The following is an 18,687-nucleotide window of genomic DNA, read 5'->3' as shown; positions in this document are numbered from 1 at the left end:
TTTTATCCTAATCGGTATCCATATCCATAAATTGTATGAATGTTCAGTTTAGGCAATTTTTTTCTTAATCGACGCAATGTATCATCCACTACACGATCGGATCCAAAATAATTCTCATCCCATACATTTTCTAAAATCTTATCTCTTGAGAAAGCAATTCCTTTGTTTTTTATAAACATCATTAATAGATCAAATTCCTTTGTGGTCAACTCAATTTCAACATTGTCTGAATAAATCTTTCTTTGTTCCTCATCCAATTCATATCCATCTATACTGATTCGATTGTTTTCATCTTTATACGCACGTCGAATAATATTATTCACACGCAACACCATTTCTTTTGGAGAAAATGGCTTTGTGATATAATCATCACAACCTTTTTCCAACCCAATGATTCGATCAAATTCTTTATCACGAGCAGACATGAAAATAATCGGAATGTTAGGTCCCTGTAAACGAATTTCTTCCAGAAGGTCAAAACCTGACTTGTCATCTAACATAATATCCAGTATCCATAAATGAACATCATCATCCTGTACATGAATACTAGCTTGTTCATAAGTATAATAGGAACGAACTTCATATCCTTCTTTTCTTAAATATTGAGCAACCAGGTTGTTTATATCTTTTTCATCTTCTACAACACATATAACACGTTTCATAACATCCTCCTCTTTTTAAAGAGTGACTTCATGCCCTTTTTCCTTAATAACATCAATAACCTTATATACATATTTTTCACATTCTTCATGAGTTTCTGCTTCTACCATGACACGAACCAGTGGTTCTGTTCCGGATTCACGTACAAGAATTCGTCCTGAATCTCCTAAAGCCTGTTCCACTTCTTTTACTGCATTCTGTACATCTATATCATTCTGTGCTTTGGTTTTATCTTTTACACGAATATTTACCAGTAATTGTGGATAGATTTTTAAACCTTCATATAATTTGCTCATTGGCATCTTTTTAGCCATCATAACTTCCATCAATTTTAAGGAAGTTAGTATACCATCCCCTGTAGAAGCATATTTAATAAAGATAATATGCCCAGACTGTTCTCCACCAATTCGGCATCCATTTTCTTTCATATATTCATAAACATATTTATCACCAACAGCGGTTTTCGCATAATCAATTCCAGCTTTATCAAATGCTTTATATAAACCAAAGTTTGACATAACCGTTGTGACCACTGTATTGGTAACCAGTTTTCCTCTTTCATGCATATATTTGCCATAAATATATAAAATATGATCTCCAGTCACAACATTTCCTTTTTCATCCACACATAAACAGCGATCGGCATCCCCATCATAGGCAAAACCTACATCCAATCCATTTTCAACAACAAATTTCTGCAGATTTTCTATATGTGTTGAACCTGCATTTTCATTGATATTGCATCCATTTGGCTGTGCATTAATGACATACGTTTTTGCACCCAATGCATCAAAAACCGATTTTGCGATTTGCCAGCTGCTTCCATTGGCACAATCCAAACCAACTTTTACTCCTTTAAATGAATATAAACCCAATGAAATTAAATACCCAATATAACGATTTCTTCCTGAAACATAATCCACTGTACGACCAATCTTTTCTTTTGTTGCGAAAGGTATTTCTGTCCATGTTTCACCAAATAATTCAACTTTTCCATCCAGATAATCTTCTATATAGGAAATCGTCGTTTCATCCATTTTTTCTCCATCGGAATTAATCAGTTTGATCCCATTGTCATAATATGGATTATGAGAAGCAGAAATCATAATACCACAATCAAAATCATCTACACGGGCAATATAAGCCACACTTGGAGTTGTCGTAACATGAAGCATATATGCATCCGCTCCTGAAGCTGTTAATCCAGCAATCAGACTGTATTCAAACATATAAGAAGAACGTCTGGTGTCTTTTCCAATGACAACTTTTGCTTCTCCATTTTTCTTTTTTGAATAATACCATCCTAAAAAACGTCCAATTTTATAAGCATGATCGGCAGTTAATGTGACATTAGCTTCTCCACGAAATCCATCTGTTCCAAAATATTTTCCCATTCTTTATTCCTCCTTAGCCAATGTAACACTGGCTTCAATTTCTTCATCCCCAAAATCCACATTGATTACATTTCCATTTATATCATATGCCACCAGCTTAGCTTTTGTGACAAAGTCATCATATTGTCCCGTGGCATCCACTAGTGCCTTAACAACACGAATAGACTCTAATGTTTCCTGACTGGCTTTGATTGTCACCTGTTTTTTACTTAAAACTGGTGTTTCAAAATCCGTTACTTTTTGTCCGGTTCCAACCAGTAATTCACAAGACAAACTGAATGTAGCCGTTACTTTTGGATTTAGATTTACTTCAATTGTTTCAGGAGAAACTTTTGCACTAATGTTTGATGGTAATGAATCCACCGTTAAATTCACAAGATTCTTCCCCTGTTTACATTTACTTAAATCACAGGTTACGATAACCCCTTTCTGTTGTCGAAACACCTGAATGTCTGTCGAATTTCCTGTTAAGGATACACTGACTGTTCCTGGTACTCCACTAATTTCATAGTTATCTTCATCGGCTTTTACATTTACCTGTACATCCGATATCGTTACCGATGTCGTTAAATCATTAAACAGCTTTACTCGAATCGAATCATAATCGATTGTTATACAAATCATTATCGACAACAATAAAGATACAATAATCATCCCTTTATTATTAAATAAAATTCGATCGATCAGTTTCGAAAATTTTCGAAATACAGGAGAAAAGATAGATCGAATGACTTCATAAAAATGGTTGGGCTTATTTTCCATTATCATCGGCCCCCTTTGAATAATTATCAATGATTTTTATTGGTTTTATTCTTTCATCCGTAATTTTTTCTTTTTTCTTTGATCGAGAAGTTAAATTATTTGCGGTCTGAATCATCGAATTTATAAAATTCGGTGTACTCTTAGAATCTTCTAAAACTAAAGTACTCATCAGAAAATTTTTTAATGCACTGGATGAATAAAGTGTTAAATATCCATTCATTGCCACAGATATATTTCCTGTTTCCTCACTGACAATAATGGTAATGGAATCTGATATTTCACTGATTCCCACAGCCGCTCTATGTCTGGCCCCATATTTGCTTGGCAGGTCCCGTGTGGTTGGAGGAAAATAAGCCGCTGCACAGGCAATTTTATTTCCCTGAATGATTACCGCTCCATCATGCATGGGTGTACCATACTGAAAGATTGTACACAACAATTCACTGGATACTTCTGAACCCATCATAATTCCAGATTGTACATATTCCTGTAAATCCTGATTCTGTTGTATTGTGATCAGCGCTCCTGTTTTCTTTCTGGACATGATATCACAGGCATCGACAATATTATCAATCATTTCTTCATATTGAAGAGAAGACAAATGAACACTTCTTGTTCCAGTTTTCCCAACTTTTTCAAGTATTTCACGAATTTCCGGGTGGAAAATCACAATCACAAGAACAACTCCCCAATTCAGAAAGATATCAATAATATATCCAACAGCACTCAGATTAAAGAAAGCAGAAATCCCCTTTATTAATAATACAATCAAAGCCCCTTTAACAATTTGTATTGTACGATTGTTATTACTTAAAATACGAAGTAGAGAATAAATTAAAAACCATACAAACAGAATGTCTATGATGAGCTGTAAAACAAATTTTAATTCTGTAATTGTAAAGCTCATAGACTCATTCCTTTCTATAATATATCCATAATCATATCATGAATGGAATCGTATTCTTTTAATGCATGTTCTTTTACATCTTCTAAAGCCGTAGACATACAGGCTCCATTCAATCCATATTCCATTAAAGGAATATCATTATAAGAATCTCCTATTGTATATACATCTTTTTCATTGATGTCTTCAAATTCACATACAAAATCTAAACCTAACGCTTTTGACGTTCCTTTTGGTACGATATCAACCACAAAATTATTCGCATACGCAACGACAATATCACCAAAATTTGAATTGATCTGTTCCGCTAAAGAAACAGCCAGGCTTGTCTCAACCATAGAAATGACGATCTGTGCATATTTACCAGAATCCATAATTTCTTCTTCCGAAATATCTGGATCCAGATCCAGATAACGCTTTTCTTCTAATTCTGGATTTACAATAATTCGATGGCGATAATATCCATCATTGACAACATAAGAACAGACTCCTTCTATTTCTTTGGCAATATACATTAAATCCAGACTTGTAACTGTATCTAAATGAGAACCATACAGTTCTTTTCCTTTTGAATCAAAAACCATACCCCCATTATTTGTGACAAAATAATCAACTGGTAACTGATATAAATCACTTTGTCTTTTAATGGATTCCATGGATCGTCCTGTCACAATCACAAATAGATTTCCAGCTTCTTTCCATCTTTGGATAGCCTGTAAATCTTCTGGCATTACTTTCTGTGCATATTTTAATGTTCCATCATAATCTGTAGCTAAAATTCTAGTCATACAAGTAACCTCACTTTTTTTTATTGTATCACATAATTCACCTGACAAAAACCACAAAAAAAATGAAGACGTTTTCTTCATTTTTTATTTGCACTAATTTTTCTTTTCTGCTGTCTGGATAAAGGAATTCTTTTTCCTGTTGTCAATTCCACTTCATCTTTATACCAGGAAGATATGTGTTTTTCATTGACTAAAAAAGATACATGAACTCTTAAAAAACCATAAGGAGAAAATAGTGTTTCCAGCTGGCTCATATTGATTCTTTGATGAAATTCTCCTTTTTTTGTATGAAAATAAACCATTTTATCTATTTTTTCCAGATAATAGATTTCTTCATATAGAAGATTAACATCTACTCCATTGTATGTTAATCGATACAGATCGGTCTGTATACTTTGTTTTAAAATGGAATCCTGTATTTCTTCATACTGTTCCTGAATTCGATCTCTTTCAATGTATAAAACTCGACCTCTCTGATCTTCTTTAAGATAACGATATTTATTTTCAACCACAAATATAAATAGAGAATTTGGATTGTCATGAACAAAAACACTTTCAATTCTTGGTGTTTTAAAAATCTCATCAAAGACAAAAATCTGATAAGATTCATTTTTTAATCCTTTCATTAAATCAGAAGCTTTTGTATAGGTTCGAAATGTCCAGTCATTCTCTACAAATGTTTTAGACATTAAATAAACAATATCTTTTACTTCTCTTTCATATTCTAAAAAGGCAACTCGTATCATATTTCTATTTTAGCACACAAAATAAAAAAGAAGCAGTTTATTCTACTTCTTCTCTCCATAATTTTGCTCCTAAATTGACAAGCTTTCCATCTAAATTATCATATCCTCGATCAATATGATAAACATCATGAATTTCTGTTATTCCTTCTGCCATCAATGCAGCAACTACCAATCCAGCTCCACATCTTAAATCAGTTGATGTAACTTTAGCTCCATGTAATTTTGTTTTTCCATTGATAAAGCAGCTAGGCGTCATCACATCAATATCTGCACCCATTTTATTTAATTCTTTACAATGTTTAAAGCGTTCTTTATAAATCGTTTCTGTAACAGTTGAATTCCCTTCTGCCTGAGTCAGTAAAGCAGTAAAAGGCTGCTGAACGTCTGTGGCAAATCCTGGATATGGTTTGGTCAGGATTTCTGTTGGTTTTAAAGGCTTATCTGTTTTAAAAACTTCAATAAAATCCGTACCCACTTTCATATCAATACCCACTTGCTTTAACTTCATAATGACAGCTTCTAAATGTTGTGGAATGATATTTTCTATAATCATATCATCTGCCATTGCTGCTGCAATAATAATGTAAGTCGCTGCTTCAATGCGATCTGGTATAATTTCATAAAAACATCCACCTAATTCTTTTACACCATCAATGACTAAAGTGCTGGTTCCCATACCATGAATACGAGCTCCCATTTTATTTAATAAGGTTGCAATATCAATAATTTCTGGTTCACGAGCCGCATTTTCAATGGTTGTTCGACCTTTTGCATAAACCGCAGCCATCATAATATTGATTGTTGCTCCTACACTGGATATATCTAAAAATATATTGGTTCCTGTTAATTCTTTGGCATCCAATATATAACATCCATTTTCATAATTGATTGTGGCTCCTAAAGACTCAAATCCTTTTAAATGCAGATCAATAGGTCTTGGTCCCAGATAACAGCCACCTGGCATTTTAATTTCTGCATGTCCAAAGCGACCAAGTAATGCCCCCATAAAATAATAACTGGCTCTTAATTTTGAAACGGCATTGGATACCATTGGAATATTCTGAATATTTGTTGGATCAATGTATAAAGTATCGTCCCCTTTTTTCTCTACTTTCACATTTAATTCTTCCAGCAAAATCTGTAAGGAATGAACGTCCGAAATATTTGGAACACCATAAATAGTAACGGGATTATTGGCTAATACACAGGCTGGAATCAATGCAACCGTTGCGTTTTTCGATCCACTGATACGCACCGTTCCATTTAAACGATGTCCTCCTTCGATCTTTATTACTTTTTCCATAAAAACCTCCCCTAAGGCATTTCAATTTTACACTATTCATTTCATTTTTCCAACTTTAAAATAAAAAAGGTGACATTTCTGTCACCTAAAAGAATTATTAAGCTTTATCTGCACATCCAAAGTAGTTTTTATTCATGTCTTCTACTTTAGCCTGGATAGCATCTGTACCAGCTTTTAATAATTTACGAGGATCGTATCCTTTACCAATCTGGTCTTTTCCTTCTTCGATGTATTTACGAGTTGCAGCAGCAAATTCTAACTGTAATTCAGTGTTAACATTTACTTTAGATACACCTAAAGAAATTGCTTTTTTAACTTGTTCTACAGGAATTCCAGATCCACCATGTAATACTAATGGTTTACCATTTGTACTAGCCTGGATTTTTTCTAATTGATCAAAGCTTAATCCAGCCCAGTTTGCAGGGTATTTACCATGAATATTTCCAATACCAGCAGCTAAGAAGTCTACTCCTAAACCAGCAACTGCACCACATTCTTCTGGATCGGCTAATTCACCAGATGAAACGACACCATCTTCTTCACCACCGATTCCACCAACTTCACATTCAACAGAGATTCCTTTTGAATGAGCTAATGCGATGATTTCTTTTGATTTAGCTACGTTTTCATCAAAATCAAAGTGAGATCCATCAAACATTACAGATGTGAATCCAGCTTCGATACAGTCGATAGCTCCCTGGTATGAACCATGGTCTAAGTGAATAGCTACAGGAACTGTAATCCCTAATTTGTCATGGATGTTTTTAACCATTCCCACAACGTTTTTATACCCTTGCATATATTTTCCAGCACCTTCAGAAACACCTAAGATAACTGGAGAATTTGTTGCCTGGCATCCTTTTAAGATTGCGATGATCCATTCCATGTTATTAATGTTGTATTGTGGAATCGCATAATGACCTTCATGAGCTTTGTTGATCATTTCAGTAGCAGAAACTAACATTTTAATTATCCTCCTTTAGAATTGCTTTCCGATATTATTTTAATACAAATCTATAAAATTTTAAAGCATTATCGACGGCTTTTTCCCAATAGAGGCACAGCCTGACTCAAAGAACGAATTCTTTCCATAAAACGATCGCTGGATACAAAATTCACATCTTTTCCTTTTATATAATACTGTTTTTCTAATTCTTCCATTGTATAATTGGACGTAAAATATGTTTTTAAGTTATGATCCATACGATAATTTAATGCTGGAAACAGAATCGAATCTCTTGTCCATTGCGATATAGATTCCGATCCAATATCATCTAAAAATAAAATTTCACTGAATTTTAAATGAGATAGAATGGTAGCCTGATAATCAAAATCCGATAAGGCTTCTTTACAATCCTGTATCAGTTGAGGCACTTTCACAAAAGAAACCACATTGCCTTTTTTCGCATAATAATTGGCACAACCAATACATAGATAACTTTTTCCTACTCCTGGCTGTCCATATAAATAAATTCCTTTTTTCATTTCAATGGACTCTAATATACTTGTATAGGCATGAATATATTCTTCTGATTCATCTTTTAACTGAATCTGGTTTAAATCAATTCGATATTCTTCATTCGATAAATGAGAATATCGATAATTCAAAGAATGTTTCAGCTCTCTGGTTTCTTTTTTCATATATCGACAAGGCATATATGTTTCTTCTAAGAATTTTCCATCCATATACAAAGTCTTGACTCTTCCTCTTATTTTCTGGGCACAATAAGGTAACCCCTGGCAGCCTTCACATTTCTTTAATGTCTGCAGCCAGCTGGCAAAATAATCCGAATTCATTTCAACAAAAGATTCGCTTAACTGATTTTTCTTTAAAAAGGAAATAACATGTCGATTCTTTTTTAACTTTTCAATTAATTGTTTTTCATACAATTCCTGATTCATGATTTATCTCCTTTCAATTTTTTCTGCAACGAAAGAGCTTTCTGCAAAGACTTTTCACTTGCTTTTGTCTGCGTAGTGTTTTCATACCATTCCGGTACTTTTTTATTCACTGGTTTTTTCTGAATTTGGGACAACGCTTTTTCTTTTGTATCTATATGCAGACGACTCCAACTGCTGGCTACTTTCTCTACATAGTTTCTTGTAAGGCTTTGATTTGTCTTTTCCAGACAATATTCAATTAATACATTCACCACTTCATTTGGAAAAGAATAATCAAGACATAAAGATTCCACCAGCTTTTTGTCACTGGAAGATATCGGGGTTCCATTCTGCTTATATTTTAAAAACTGAACCGGAGCCATTTTATAAGAATCAGATGGAGGCATCTGTATCTTAGAAGAAGAAAATACCAGTTTTTTTAACGTTTCCTTATCAAATTCTTTAGTAGAAGGATGCACACTTCTTTGAACCATACGTTTCATTTCTTTTTCATCTATACCATAAATAGAAGCCAGTTGTGCTATAAAACTTAAATTTTCTTCATTACGTAATCGAAGTGGGAATATGCGATCCATTCCCTGAAAAAATTCATCAAAATTAAATGAATATACTCTTTTTTCATCCTTTTTATTTCGCTGAAACACTTCTTCTTTCTGATCATTCCACAATACCAGTCTCTGGGTATCAAATGGTTTTGTGACTTCGATATATCCATTCCTGTTTACAGGATCGATATGAAAATAGCTCTTTAAAGCATCATAACGCTTAGAACCACATTCATTAATAAATATACGAGCATAGCTTTCATGACAAAAGAATTCATTTACGCTCAAAGGAGGACATAAACAAAAGATCCAGCTGTTTTTATCCGCATTCAAATAGGTTTTTAACAACCCGAATTCTTCTAAATTTTCTCTGGCTCTTTCAAACTGATTTTCATGAAAACAACAACATTCAAGAATCTGATTTTTGTCCCAGTACTGTTCATTTAAATTCAATAAAAACTGATATAGAATATAGGAATCTTTTCCAATCAGAGGATAATATAAGAAGGTTAAGCTCTGGTTATAATTCATTTGAAGTGAATCTGTAAGCTGAATTAATACTTTATTTTCCATTTCTACCTCCTTCCTAAAATTATATCAATCTGATGATAAAGCTGTTCTTTATTCCCATTGTTTTCAATTAGAATATCACTGTTTTTCTTTTTATAGTCCACTGACAACTGCTTTTTAATTCTTGCCATTGCCTGATCATATGTAAAATGACGATATTCAATCAGTCTTTGAATTGCGGTATCTAAATCACAATAGACACACCAAATTTCATCAAAATAAGATTGTGCCTGAATTTCAAATAAAAGAGGAACTTCTACAAAAAGATAAGAAGCATTTTGTTTTTCTTTCCATATATTTATTTCTTCAAAAATTAAAGGATGTAAAATGGATTCTGCTTCCTTCCTTTTTTCAGCATCTGAAAACATACATCTGGCCATTTCTTTTTTATCGATTTGTCCATTTTCATCTAGAACAACCCAATCCAGCTGAATCAGTTTATGATATCCTTTCTCTCCTTTTTCAAGCAAATGAGCATTGATCTTATCACAGTCGATGACTGGATAAAGCTGCGATACGTATTTTGATACTTCAGATTTACCCGATCCCATCGAACCGGTTATCGCAATCATTTTCTTTTCTGACAATGTGTGCATATATACGTTCCTCTATTGTTGACAAATGTTTTTATAACAGGATTTGAACATACATCACAAGGACATCCTTCTTTAGTATGAACATGAAGTTTCAACTGAAACAAACCTGTTACCCCTAAAGACGATGTATAAGAGCGTATGGTGGTTCCACCATATTTCATAGCCCCTGCAAGAATTCGCTTTGATTCTTTTACAAGTATCTGACAATCCTTTTTTGATAGTCGATACGCCCTTGTTCTTGGATCCAGTCTTGAAGCAAAACAGATTTCATCCGCATATATATTTCCAATTCCTGCCTGTATGGACTGATCCAGTAATACAGCTTTTAAAGATCGCTTCGATGTATGAATTTTTGAATAGAGATACATGGGTGTATATCTTTCATCCAGTACATCCCATCCTACTTTTTTTAAAGCTGGACAATTGTATTTGTCTTCCTGTTTTGGATACAATTCCATGCGTCCAAATTTTCTTGTATCATGATAACATAGAAATCTTCCATCCGATAAAGAAAAGATTACATGGATATGTTTCTTTTCTTTAGGAATTTCATTTAACAGATAAAATTTTCCTTCCATACGTAAATGAACAATGAAATCATACAATTCCGTTGTAAAGATCAGATATTTTCCAATTCTATGAAATTGGAGAAAACTTTGTCCCACCAATAATTCTTTTATCGATGGATTCGCTAAAATTTTTTCATAAAATACATCAACTTTTAATATTTTTAAATTCTGAATCTGGGTTTCTAAAGTAGAAAGAACCGTTTGTACTTCTGGTGCTTCTGGCATTATTTGGCCTCATACCATGTTTTCCCGCAGGAAATGCTGGCCTGCAGTGGAACTTTCAATTCAAGCACATTTTCCATTTCTTCTTTTACAAGTGAAATCATTGTTTCCATCTCTTCTTTAGGTACTTCAAAAATTAATTCATCATGAATCTGTAAAAGAAGTTTTGATTTTACCTTTTCCTTTTTCATTCTTTCTACTACTTTTATCATCGCAATTTTAATCAGATCCGCTGCACTTCCCTGTATCGGTGCATTCATAGCCGCTCTTTTTCCGAATTCTCTTGTCATAAAGTTTTTATCATTGATTTCTGGAATTTCTCTTCTTCGATTAAATAAAGTTTTCACATAACCATTTTCCTGGCAGAAAGAAATCACTTCATTCATAAAAGAATGAATCGATGGAAAAGAAGCAAAATAAGTCTTCATAAATTCAGAAGCTTCTTTTCGGCTGATATTCAGCTGGGAAGACAATCCAAATTCAGTTTGACCATAAACGATTCCAAAATTCACTGTTTTGGCAATCCGTCGCATTGAACTGGTTACATCTTCTTTTTGAACCATAAAAATTTTTGTAGCAGTCTGTGTATGAATGTCAATTCCTTCATTAAAAGCTTCTATCATATTTTTTTCATTGGCCATATGTGCCAGGATTCTTAATTCAATCTGTGAATAATCGGCAGATAGAAGCTGATATCCTTCTCTGGCAATGAAAGCTTTTCGTATTTCTTTTCCCTGTTCATCACGAACACTGATATTCTGAAGATTTGGATCGCTGCTGGACAATCTTCCAGTCTGTGTCATTGTCTGATTAAAACAAGTATGAATTTTTCCATCATTCTGTATATGTTTTGAAATTCCATCAATATAAGTAGATTTAATTTTTGCATATTTTCTATATTCTAATAAACATGGAACAATAGGATGCTGATCCTGCAGTTTTTCAAGTACATCTGCAGATGTACTTCTTTTCTTACCACTTGGTAAATTCAATTCATCATATAAAACCGAAGCCAGCTGTTTAGGAGAATTGATATTAAAGACCATTCCTGCATAATCATAGATCTGTTTTGTCAGTACATCCACTTTCTGATCCACTTTTCGATCAATTTCTTCCAGTGTATTTTCATCTACATAAATTCCTTCTTCTTCCATATCAAATAAAATAGGGATTAAAGGCAATTCAATATTCTGATACAGTTCCCATAAATTCTGTTCTTTTAACTGTATATAAATATCTTCTTCAATATTCTTTAATTGTTTCACAAAAGCTCCATAAAAAGCCAATGATCGATTTATTTCAAACGCTTCTTTATTTTTTGATTTTTTACTTAATTCATGTAAAGATTCTGGCAGTTTAAACTTTAAAGTCTGCAGCAGATCATCGGTATTAGTAGCCTGGGAATGAAGCAGGAAAGCTGCGATATGCAGATCCTGTTCAAAACATGGAATTTCAAATCCATATTTCTGGCACAAATGCATTGTCTCTTTATCATCCCATGTTCTTAGATCTTTTCTTTTTAAATACGATTTAAATATTTTGTCTTCTAATGCATCTTCGATGGATTCAAAATAAATGGTTTCTTTGTCACAAGATATAAAACCCAGACATTTCTGATGAATATATGAATCATTTGTACAGACCGGTAAAAATAGAGGATCGTTATCTATCCATTTATGAATCACTTTTACTTCTGTCTTTTCATCTGTCTTTTTTTGAATAAAGGAAAACATTTCATATTTTTCATAAAAATCATTAACCTGTTCTTTATAACCTGAAAAAGATAAAGCATTCATTTCAAATGGAAAATCCATATCCCGATAAATCGTTGCCAGTTCTTTTGATAAAAAGGCATTTTCTTTATCCTTTATCAGTTTCTCTTTTAATTTTCCTTTAACCTGCTCAATATTATCATATACATTTTCCAGACTTGTATAAGTCTGTAATAGTTTTGTAGCCGTTTTTTCTCCAACACCGGCAACTCCAGGAATATTATCGGAACTGTCTCCCATTAATCCTTTTAAATCAATGATCTGTTTGGGCTGTAAACCGTATTTTTCATAAAAATGGCTTTCATCCATCAATTCCATATCTGTTAATCCTTTTTTCATCAATAATACTTTGGTTGTAGGATCAATTAACTGTAACAGATCACGATCACTGGTTAAAATTGTTGTTTCAATGGATTCACTTTTCTTTGCCATACTTCCAATAATATCATCAGCTTCAAAGCCTTCATCTTCATACCGTAAAATACCTGACGTATCCAGAAATTCTCTGACAATTGGAAATTGAACTTTTAATTCTTCATCCAGAGGTTTTCTGGTTCCTTTATATTCGGCATATTGTTTATGTCTGAATGTGCTTTTCCCTGCATCAAAAGCCACCAGTATTGAATCTGGCTGAATGGTTTCAATGGCTTTATTCAGCATAAGGATAAAACTGAATACCGCATTGGTTGGAATTCCATTGGTTGTGGACATTGGCCTACCATATAATGTGGCATAATAAGCTCGAAAAAGCATAGAGTTTCCATCTATTAATAATAAATTGTTCATGTTATCACCTTCATTTTTTAATTATAACAAAAATAGACTAGATTTTCTCTAGTCTATTTTCTGGATAATCGTAAATTGTGATATTTTTTCTTTTCCTGTCTTTGTTGACGAATTCGACGTATCGTTTCGTATCGTTCGTAGACATTAAATATATAAATCAATGCAGCAATCAGAACAATGTGAATCAGAATCGTAGCCAGTTCAAAATGAATAAACCATCTTATTAAAGAAACACTCAATGTTTTTGTGAACTTATGATAACCAAATGGAAGTAAATCATATAAAAATACAAGAATCAAAGTCACAATGAGTAAAATTCGATTGTTTTCATCCATTTTTTCCTGAAATATACCACATAAAAAAGTTAATAATGGATATAAAAATATATGAAAGGAAAAACAATTCAAAAAAAAGACATCGTATAGAATTCCAAATAGAAATCCCATCAGCATACGATCCATATATCCCCTTTTCCAGACGCTTAAAAATAAAGCCGCTATGCATAAATGAGGGACAAAAGAAATTGAAATATACTGATAATCCACTGGAAAAAGAAATACAATAGTTCCATCCACTAAAGCCATTAAAAACAGAAAGACACAATAAAATCTTGCTTTCATATCAGCCCTCATTTCCAATTACCAGTACATATTCAAAACTTTTCATATTGGATACAGGGGATACATAGACCGTTGAAATGATCGCATCATCGCTTTTTGAAACATCAACAACCGTTCCTACAAATAGACCCGATGGATAGTTTCCTCCTGATCCACTGGTTGCCACACTTTGTCCTGCCGATACGGTCGCATCGTTGTCAAATAAAGAAACACAATAAGCGCCTTTTTTGGCATCATAGGATTGTAGAACCCCTTCCACGCTGCTTCCATCTTCCAGAGAAATCTTAATCGCAATATCATTCACTAAATCTTCACTGGTTAATAAGCGGACAGTACTGGTAGCACTTTGAACTTCTTCAATCAGTCCAATGGCTCCTTCACTGGTCATAACAATCATATTGGGCTTTACTCCCTGCACTTTTCCTGCCGAAATTGTTACCGTCTGCTTCCAGGAAGAAGCCGAACGAGAAACAACACTGCATGAAATCGTTAATGCATCTGGCAATGAATTTTTTATATCCAGCAGCTTTTCTAAATCTTCATTTTTGTTTCGTTCTTCTTCATATAAAGTTTTATAACTTCTTTGTTGTGCCAATTCTTCTTTTAGATATTCGTTATCTTCATATACATGCCACAGATTCGCAAAATCGGAGATTCCATTTCCCAAAGATTTCAATGGGTAATCAATTAAACCATATTTTATATACGTCCAGGCACTGTAACCTAAATTGGATAAGGAATTCTGTCGCAGGGACAGCATTATGAAACTAAAAATTAAGCTGATACAGATCAAAATCGATAATATTTTTTGAAGTCTTGTGAATTTTCGCATAATTTCCCCCAAATTCCTTTTCATTATAACGATATTTCTTCTTTCTTTCAATGCAGATGTTTTTCCTGACGGAAAGAATAATATGAATTTTTTCCTACGATTACATGATCTAAAAATACAATTCCCATAATTTCGGATATTTCAAATAAGTTCTGTGTCAATCTTTCATCTGTTTTTGAAGGAGAAGGGTCTCCAGAAGGATGATTGTGCAATACCATGACCGAATAGGCATTCACTTCAAAAGCTTTTTTAAATATGTCTCTGGGATGAACTGAACTTTCATTTAAAGTTCCTTTAAACAATGTACAATGGGTAATAATTTTCCCTTTCACATCCAGATACAGACATACAAAATGTTCCTGTTTTAAAGTACCATATTCCATCTGAAACCATAATAAGCCATCTTGTGGTCCACGAATGGACTTATGATAGGCATTCGTTCTTAAAGATCGCTTTGATAACTCAATTCCAGCCAGCAGCTGTAAAGCCTTCACTTTACTGATTCCTTGAATTTTCATTAATGACTGAGCGGATAGTTCGAACATTTTATTTAGATCCTCCGAAAGTTCTAATACATCCTTTGCGATATCAAAGACATCTCTTTTTTTGTTGCCACTTTGAAGAATTAAAGCAATTAATTCCAGATTGGTTAAAGATTCCAAACCAAAACGCAATGCTTTTTCTCGTGGTCTTTGTTCAATATTCATTTCTTTAACTTTCATATAATAAAAAAATAGAATCTTTTTAAAAATTCTATTTTGTCAAATCTTTTATTACTTCTGAGGCAATCACAAGACCGGCAACGGAAGGTACAAAAGCCGTACTTCCCGGAATTGTTTTTTTACTGTTTGGATCTACGGGAGCATTTTTTAAAGTCATAGGCTGTTCCTGTGAATAAACAACTTTCAAATGTTTTACGCCTCTTTTTTTCAGTTCATGGCGCATTACTTTTGCCAGAGGACAGACTTTTGTTTTAAATAGATCGCTGACTTCAAATTTTGTGGGATCCATTTTATTTCCCGCACCCATACAAGATAAAATCGGAATTTCTTTTTCCTGACAGATCAGTACCAGTGCGATTTTAGCACTGATTGTATCAATGGCATCAATCACATAATCGTATTCATCAAATGGAAACTGATCAATATTATCAGGAGATACAAATTCTTTATATGTATTTACTTTTGCCTGTGGATTGATATCCAGAATTCTTTCTTTCATTACATCCACTTTATATAAACCTACAGAAGAATGTGTTGCGATGATCTGCCGGTTAATATTGGTAACATTTATCGTATCGTTATCAATCAGATCAAAAGAAGAAATACCGCTTCGTGCCAATGCTTCTACACTATAGCCACCCACTCCACCGATTCCAAAAATTGCAACGTGACTGTCTTTGATTTTTTCCATTCCATCTTTTCCAATTAACATTTCTGTTCTTAAAAATTCATCCATAAATACTATCCTTTTTTCAAGATTTTATCAGATTCTATTATAAATTCAAGTAATAAGAAAAAAACTCACTTTCGTGAGTTATAAACAATGGAGCAGGTGATGAGAATCGAACTCACGTAGTCAGCTTGGAAGGCTGAAGTTCTACCATTGAACTACACCTGCATAATGGCGGTCCAGATGGGACTCGAACCCACGATCTCCTCCGTGACAGGGAGGCATGTTAACCACTACACCACTGGACCATAATTAATTAAATCTTTTATACGAATGGCGGTCCAGATGGGACTCGAACCCACGATCTCCTCCGTGACAGGGAGGCATGTTAACCACTACACCACTGGACCATAAATTGTATAAAAGATGGCGGAGAAGGAGAGATTTGAACTCTCGCGCCAGTTTCCCGACCTATACCCTTAGCAGGGGCACCTCTTCAACCACTTGAGTACTTCTCCAAGTTATTCAGATCGGAACGCTACTCATTAGCGCCTCCATATAATATCATGTCCATCTTTTATATGCAAGCAATTATTTCAATTTTTCAATAAATTTTTTACATTCCATACAAATAATATCCATACACTCCAAAGAATCTTTCCACTGTTTTTCAATTTTATCATAGCCAGTCAGTAAACCTGAAATATTTCCAGTGACCAATCCCGTTGAATCGCTGTCTCCATCATGATTAACAGATGCAACAATTGCTTTATTAAAATCCTTTTCATATCGTAAACAGCAATATAAAGCAATGGCCAATGTTTCTTCAGCTACCCATCCTTGTCCCAGTAAAGAAATATTCTTTACATCCGATAATGTATTTTTGGATAAAGTAATGGCATCCTCTATTAATCGGATCAGTTTCTCACTTCCCTCAAATATAGATGGAATTACGCGATTTGCATCTTTGATTGCATCCACTAATGTATATCCTTCTAATAATCTGGATAATATATGTACATGATAAGCCGAAGGAATATATCCCAGAGGATGCCCATGAGTCAAAGCGGAAACCTGAGCTGCCAGCTGATCTTTAAAAAGAATATCCTTTTTTAAAAAGGCGATAGGAGCCACTCTCATAATTCCTCCGCATCCTTTTGAATGATTAATGGGACGATAAATGCTTCCTCTTTCATTGGCCTCTAATACACTTAAACAAGTATATCCAGGAGCTCTTTGGGAATATAGTTCCTGAAATTCCAATAAAGAACTTCTTCCCTTTTGAATGGTTTTATACTGTTGTGTTTTTAACCAGTCCAGATAAGCATTGTAAATCGAATCCAGAATATCTTCACCTTCCTGAATCAGCCCCTCCATCGTGAATAAAGTCATTTGTGTATCATCAGAAATTAATGCTTTTCCTTCATGTAAGATATAACGATCCAGAATTCCATACTGTTCTTCAATTTCTTTCTGAAGCCAGAATTCCACTTCATATCCCAATGCATCTCCAATAGCTCCACCCACTATACATCCCAATAACCGATTTTCCATATTTCCTCCATAAAAAAAAGTAGGTTATCCTACTTTCAAAAACTATTTCGCAATAATTTGTTTACCGTTGTATTCACCACAAGCACACATTTTGTGAGCAAGTTTATATTCACCACAGTTAGGGCAACGAGTTAACGCTGGTTTACTTAATTTGTAGTGAGTTCTACGTTTCGCTTTACGAGTTTTTGATCCTCTTCTTTGTTGAACAGCCATTGCTTGCACCTCCTAGTTATCTTCATCTTCATCCAGTTTGAATTCATTTAACTTTTCCCATCGTGGATCAATAGATGGTTTTCTTTCATCCTGATCCGATAACAATTGCCATCCATCTCCTTTAGGATATTGACTTCTTGGAAGTCTTGTTAAGCTCATAGGCGCTTCATATAGAATGGCCTGGAACACTTCCGGATTGATATCAATTGTATCTTTTTTTACCACGATAATGTCTTCATTGCATTCCTCTTGTTTAACAGGAACAAATGAATACGTTTCTTGCGACTTCGTGTCAAATGCCACATCCAAGTCTTCATCTGTGATGGAATCTAAAACAATTAATGTTCCGTTTAAATCCAGATCACTGAATACCAATGTGGATCCATCAAACTGTAAAGTACCAGTAACGTGTACCTCCGGTATGGACTTGACTTGAGTATGATGAAGGAGATCGTTTTCCTCAATCGCAATCCATTCATCAATTGTAATGGTATGATTTTGTGCGTTTAGAAAATCTTTCTTAGTAAATTTCACGATCCTCACCTCATGTCGCATTG

At 33.9% G+C, this 18,687-nt stretch carries 20 protein-coding genes and 4 tRNA genes; all 24 read right to left on the bottom strand.

Going from position 1 to position 18,687, the window contains the following annotated elements:
* Positions 1–2: 2 nt before the first annotated feature.
* The 24 genes from FYJ50_RS03820 to FYJ50_RS03705 all read right to left on the bottom strand — a co-directional run bounded on the left by FYJ50_RS03820 (position 3) and on the right by FYJ50_RS03705 (position 18,664).
* A complete protein-coding gene (locus FYJ50_RS03820) occupies positions 3–662 on the bottom strand; it encodes a response regulator transcription factor (protein ID WP_154459700.1) in 660 nt (219 codons plus the stop codon).
* A gap of 15 nt (positions 663–677) precedes the next feature.
* Positions 678–2,054 (bottom strand): phosphoglucosamine mutase, encoded by a 1,377-nt coding sequence (glmM, locus tag FYJ50_RS03815; RefSeq protein WP_154459699.1) that lies wholly within the window; start codon positions 2,052–2,054, stop codon positions 678–680.
* Positions 2,055–2,057: 3 nt separating this feature from the next.
* Entirely contained in the window at positions 2,058–2,816 is a 759-nt protein-coding gene (locus FYJ50_RS03810) for a CdaR family protein (RefSeq protein WP_235900920.1), read from the bottom strand.
* Positions 2,806–3,723 (bottom strand): diadenylate cyclase CdaA, encoded by a 918-nt coding sequence (cdaA, locus tag FYJ50_RS03805; RefSeq protein WP_154459697.1) that lies wholly within the window; start codon positions 3,721–3,723, stop codon positions 2,806–2,808. Before cdaA ends, FYJ50_RS03810 begins: the two co-directional genes overlap by 11 nt.
* 14 nt (positions 3,724–3,737) lie before the next feature.
* The gene (locus tag FYJ50_RS03800; RefSeq protein WP_235900919.1) at positions 3,738–4,508 is read right to left on the bottom strand and encodes an HAD-IIB family hydrolase; all 771 of its coding nucleotides are present in this window, start codon (positions 4,506–4,508) and stop codon (positions 3,738–3,740) included.
* 77 nt (positions 4,509–4,585) lie between these two features.
* The gene (locus FYJ50_RS03795; RefSeq protein WP_154459695.1) at positions 4,586–5,254 is read right to left on the bottom strand and encodes a LytR/AlgR family response regulator transcription factor; all 669 of its coding nucleotides are present in this window, start codon (positions 5,252–5,254) and stop codon (positions 4,586–4,588) included.
* A 37-nt stretch (positions 5,255–5,291) separates the two neighbouring features.
* On the bottom strand, positions 5,292–6,557 hold the full coding sequence (locus FYJ50_RS03790) for a UDP-N-acetylglucosamine 1-carboxyvinyltransferase (protein WP_154459694.1): 1,266 nt from the start codon (positions 6,555–6,557) through the stop codon (positions 5,292–5,294).
* A 97-nt stretch (positions 6,558–6,654) separates the two neighbouring features.
* On the bottom strand, positions 6,655–7,521 hold the full coding sequence (gene fba, locus FYJ50_RS03785; protein ID WP_154459693.1) for a class II fructose-1,6-bisphosphate aldolase: 867 nt from the start codon (positions 7,519–7,521) through the stop codon (positions 6,655–6,657).
* Between the two features lie 68 nt (positions 7,522–7,589).
* On the bottom strand, positions 7,590–8,459 hold the full coding sequence (locus FYJ50_RS03780) for an ATP-binding protein (RefSeq protein ID WP_154459692.1): 870 nt from the start codon (positions 8,457–8,459) through the stop codon (positions 7,590–7,592).
* Complete coding sequence (locus FYJ50_RS03775) at positions 8,456–9,577, bottom strand: DnaD domain protein (protein ID WP_154459691.1); 1,122 nt, start codon at positions 9,575–9,577, stop codon at positions 8,456–8,458. The genes FYJ50_RS03780 and FYJ50_RS03775 overlap by 4 nt, the downstream gene beginning before the upstream one ends.
* Positions 9,578–9,579: 2 nt before the next feature.
* Entirely contained in the window at positions 9,580–10,170 is a 591-nt protein-coding gene (gene coaE, locus FYJ50_RS03770; protein ID WP_154459690.1) for a dephospho-CoA kinase, read from the bottom strand.
* Complete coding sequence (gene mutM, locus FYJ50_RS03765) at positions 10,143–10,964, bottom strand: DNA-formamidopyrimidine glycosylase (RefSeq protein WP_154459689.1); 822 nt, start codon at positions 10,962–10,964, stop codon at positions 10,143–10,145. Before mutM ends, coaE begins: the two co-directional genes overlap by 28 nt.
* The gene (polA, locus tag FYJ50_RS03760) at positions 10,964–13,519 is read right to left on the bottom strand and encodes a DNA polymerase I (protein ID WP_154459688.1); all 2,556 of its coding nucleotides are present in this window, start codon (positions 13,517–13,519) and stop codon (positions 10,964–10,966) included. The genes mutM and polA overlap by 1 nt, the downstream gene beginning before the upstream one ends.
* Before the next feature lie 53 nt (positions 13,520–13,572).
* The gene (mreD, locus tag FYJ50_RS03755; protein WP_205946410.1) at positions 13,573–14,139 is read right to left on the bottom strand and encodes a rod shape-determining protein MreD; all 567 of its coding nucleotides are present in this window, start codon (positions 14,137–14,139) and stop codon (positions 13,573–13,575) included.
* A 1-nt stretch (position 14,140) separates the two neighbouring features.
* On the bottom strand, positions 14,141–14,971 hold the full coding sequence (mreC, locus tag FYJ50_RS03750; RefSeq protein ID WP_154459686.1) for a rod shape-determining protein MreC: 831 nt from the start codon (positions 14,969–14,971) through the stop codon (positions 14,141–14,143).
* A 47-nt stretch (positions 14,972–15,018) separates the two neighbouring features.
* The gene (gene radC / locus FYJ50_RS03745; protein WP_154459685.1) at positions 15,019–15,693 is read right to left on the bottom strand and encodes a RadC family protein; all 675 of its coding nucleotides are present in this window, start codon (positions 15,691–15,693) and stop codon (positions 15,019–15,021) included.
* Between the two features lie 31 nt (positions 15,694–15,724).
* Positions 15,725–16,429 carry a tRNA threonylcarbamoyladenosine dehydratase gene (locus tag FYJ50_RS03740; protein ID WP_154459684.1) on the bottom strand — a complete coding sequence of 235 codons (705 nt, stop codon included), beginning with the start codon at positions 16,427–16,429 and terminating at the stop codon, positions 15,725–15,727.
* An 88-nt stretch (positions 16,430–16,517) separates the two neighbouring features.
* Positions 16,518–16,591: transfer RNA gene (locus FYJ50_RS03735), tRNA-Gly, on the bottom strand.
* A gap of 4 nt (positions 16,592–16,595) precedes the next feature.
* Positions 16,596–16,671: transfer RNA gene (locus FYJ50_RS03730), tRNA-Asp, on the bottom strand.
* 26 nt (positions 16,672–16,697) lie between these two features.
* Positions 16,698–16,773 (bottom strand) — tRNA-Asp (locus FYJ50_RS03725).
* A 17-nt stretch (positions 16,774–16,790) separates the two neighbouring features.
* A tRNA-Ser gene (locus FYJ50_RS03720) sits at positions 16,791–16,881 on the bottom strand.
* A 73-nt stretch (positions 16,882–16,954) separates the two neighbouring features.
* Complete coding sequence (locus FYJ50_RS03715) at positions 16,955–17,917, bottom strand: ADP-ribosylglycohydrolase family protein (protein ID WP_154459683.1); 963 nt, start codon at positions 17,915–17,917, stop codon at positions 16,955–16,957.
* A 42-nt stretch (positions 17,918–17,959) separates the two neighbouring features.
* On the bottom strand, positions 17,960–18,130 hold the full coding sequence (gene rpmF, locus FYJ50_RS03710; RefSeq protein WP_154459682.1) for a 50S ribosomal protein L32: 171 nt from the start codon (positions 18,128–18,130) through the stop codon (positions 17,960–17,962).
* Between the two features lie 12 nt (positions 18,131–18,142).
* Positions 18,143–18,664, bottom strand: coding sequence for a YceD family protein (locus FYJ50_RS03705; protein WP_205946409.1), 522 nt, complete (start codon positions 18,662–18,664; stop codon positions 18,143–18,145).
* Positions 18,665–18,687: the final 23 nt, after the last annotated feature.

The organism is Floccifex porci (assembly GCF_009696175.1).
Lineage (GTDB): Bacteria > Bacillota_I > Bacilli_A > Erysipelotrichales > Erysipelotrichaceae > Floccifex > Floccifex porci.
Note: the sequence above shows the minus strand (reverse complement) of the source record. Positions and strands in the feature narration are given on the sequence as shown.

Coding starts and splice junctions, on each gene's coding strand:
- FYJ50_RS03820 (WP_154459700.1), bottom strand. CDS start 662: ATGAAACGTGTTATATGTGTTGTAGAAGATGAAAAAGATATAAACAAC.
- glmM (WP_154459699.1), bottom strand. CDS start 2,054: ATGGGAAAATATTTTGGAACAGATGGATTTCGTGGAGAAGCTAATGTC.
- FYJ50_RS03810 (WP_235900920.1), bottom strand. CDS start 2,816: ATGGAAAATAAGCCCAACCATTTTTATGAAGTCATTCGATCTATCTTT.
- cdaA (WP_154459697.1), bottom strand. CDS start 3,723: ATGAGCTTTACAATTACAGAATTAAAATTTGTTTTACAGCTCATCATA.
- FYJ50_RS03800 (WP_235900919.1), bottom strand. CDS start 4,508: ATGACTAGAATTTTAGCTACAGATTATGATGGAACATTAAAATATGCA.
- FYJ50_RS03795 (WP_154459695.1), bottom strand. CDS start 5,254: ATGATACGAGTTGCCTTTTTAGAATATGAAAGAGAAGTAAAAGATATT.
- FYJ50_RS03790 (WP_154459694.1), bottom strand. CDS start 6,557: ATGGAAAAAGTAATAAAGATCGAAGGAGGACATCGTTTAAATGGAACG.
- fba (WP_154459693.1), bottom strand. CDS start 7,521: ATGTTAGTTTCTGCTACTGAAATGATCAACAAAGCTCATGAAGGTCAT.
- FYJ50_RS03780 (WP_154459692.1), bottom strand. CDS start 8,459: ATGAATCAGGAATTGTATGAAAAACAATTAATTGAAAAGTTAAAAAAG.
- FYJ50_RS03775 (WP_154459691.1), bottom strand. CDS start 9,577: ATGGAAAATAAAGTATTAATTCAGCTTACAGATTCACTTCAAATGAAT.
- coaE (WP_154459690.1), bottom strand. CDS start 10,170: ATGCACACATTGTCAGAAAAGAAAATGATTGCGATAACCGGTTCGATG.
- mutM (WP_154459689.1), bottom strand. CDS start 10,964: ATGCCAGAAGCACCAGAAGTACAAACGGTTCTTTCTACTTTAGAAACC.
- polA (WP_154459688.1), bottom strand. CDS start 13,519: ATGAACAATTTATTATTAATAGATGGAAACTCTATGCTTTTTCGAGCT.
- mreD (WP_205946410.1), bottom strand. CDS start 14,139: ATGAAAGCAAGATTTTATTGTGTCTTTCTGTTTTTAATGGCTTTAGTG.
- mreC (WP_154459686.1), bottom strand. CDS start 14,971: ATGCGAAAATTCACAAGACTTCAAAAAATATTATCGATTTTGATCTGT.
- radC (WP_154459685.1), bottom strand. CDS start 15,693: ATGAAAGTTAAAGAAATGAATATTGAACAAAGACCACGAGAAAAAGCA.
- FYJ50_RS03740 (WP_154459684.1), bottom strand. CDS start 16,429: ATGGATGAATTTTTAAGAACAGAAATGTTAATTGGAAAAGATGGAATG.
- FYJ50_RS03715 (WP_154459683.1), bottom strand. CDS start 17,917: ATGGAAAATCGGTTATTGGGATGTATAGTGGGTGGAGCTATTGGAGAT.
- rpmF (WP_154459682.1), bottom strand. CDS start 18,130: ATGGCTGTTCAACAAAGAAGAGGATCAAAAACTCGTAAAGCGAAACGT.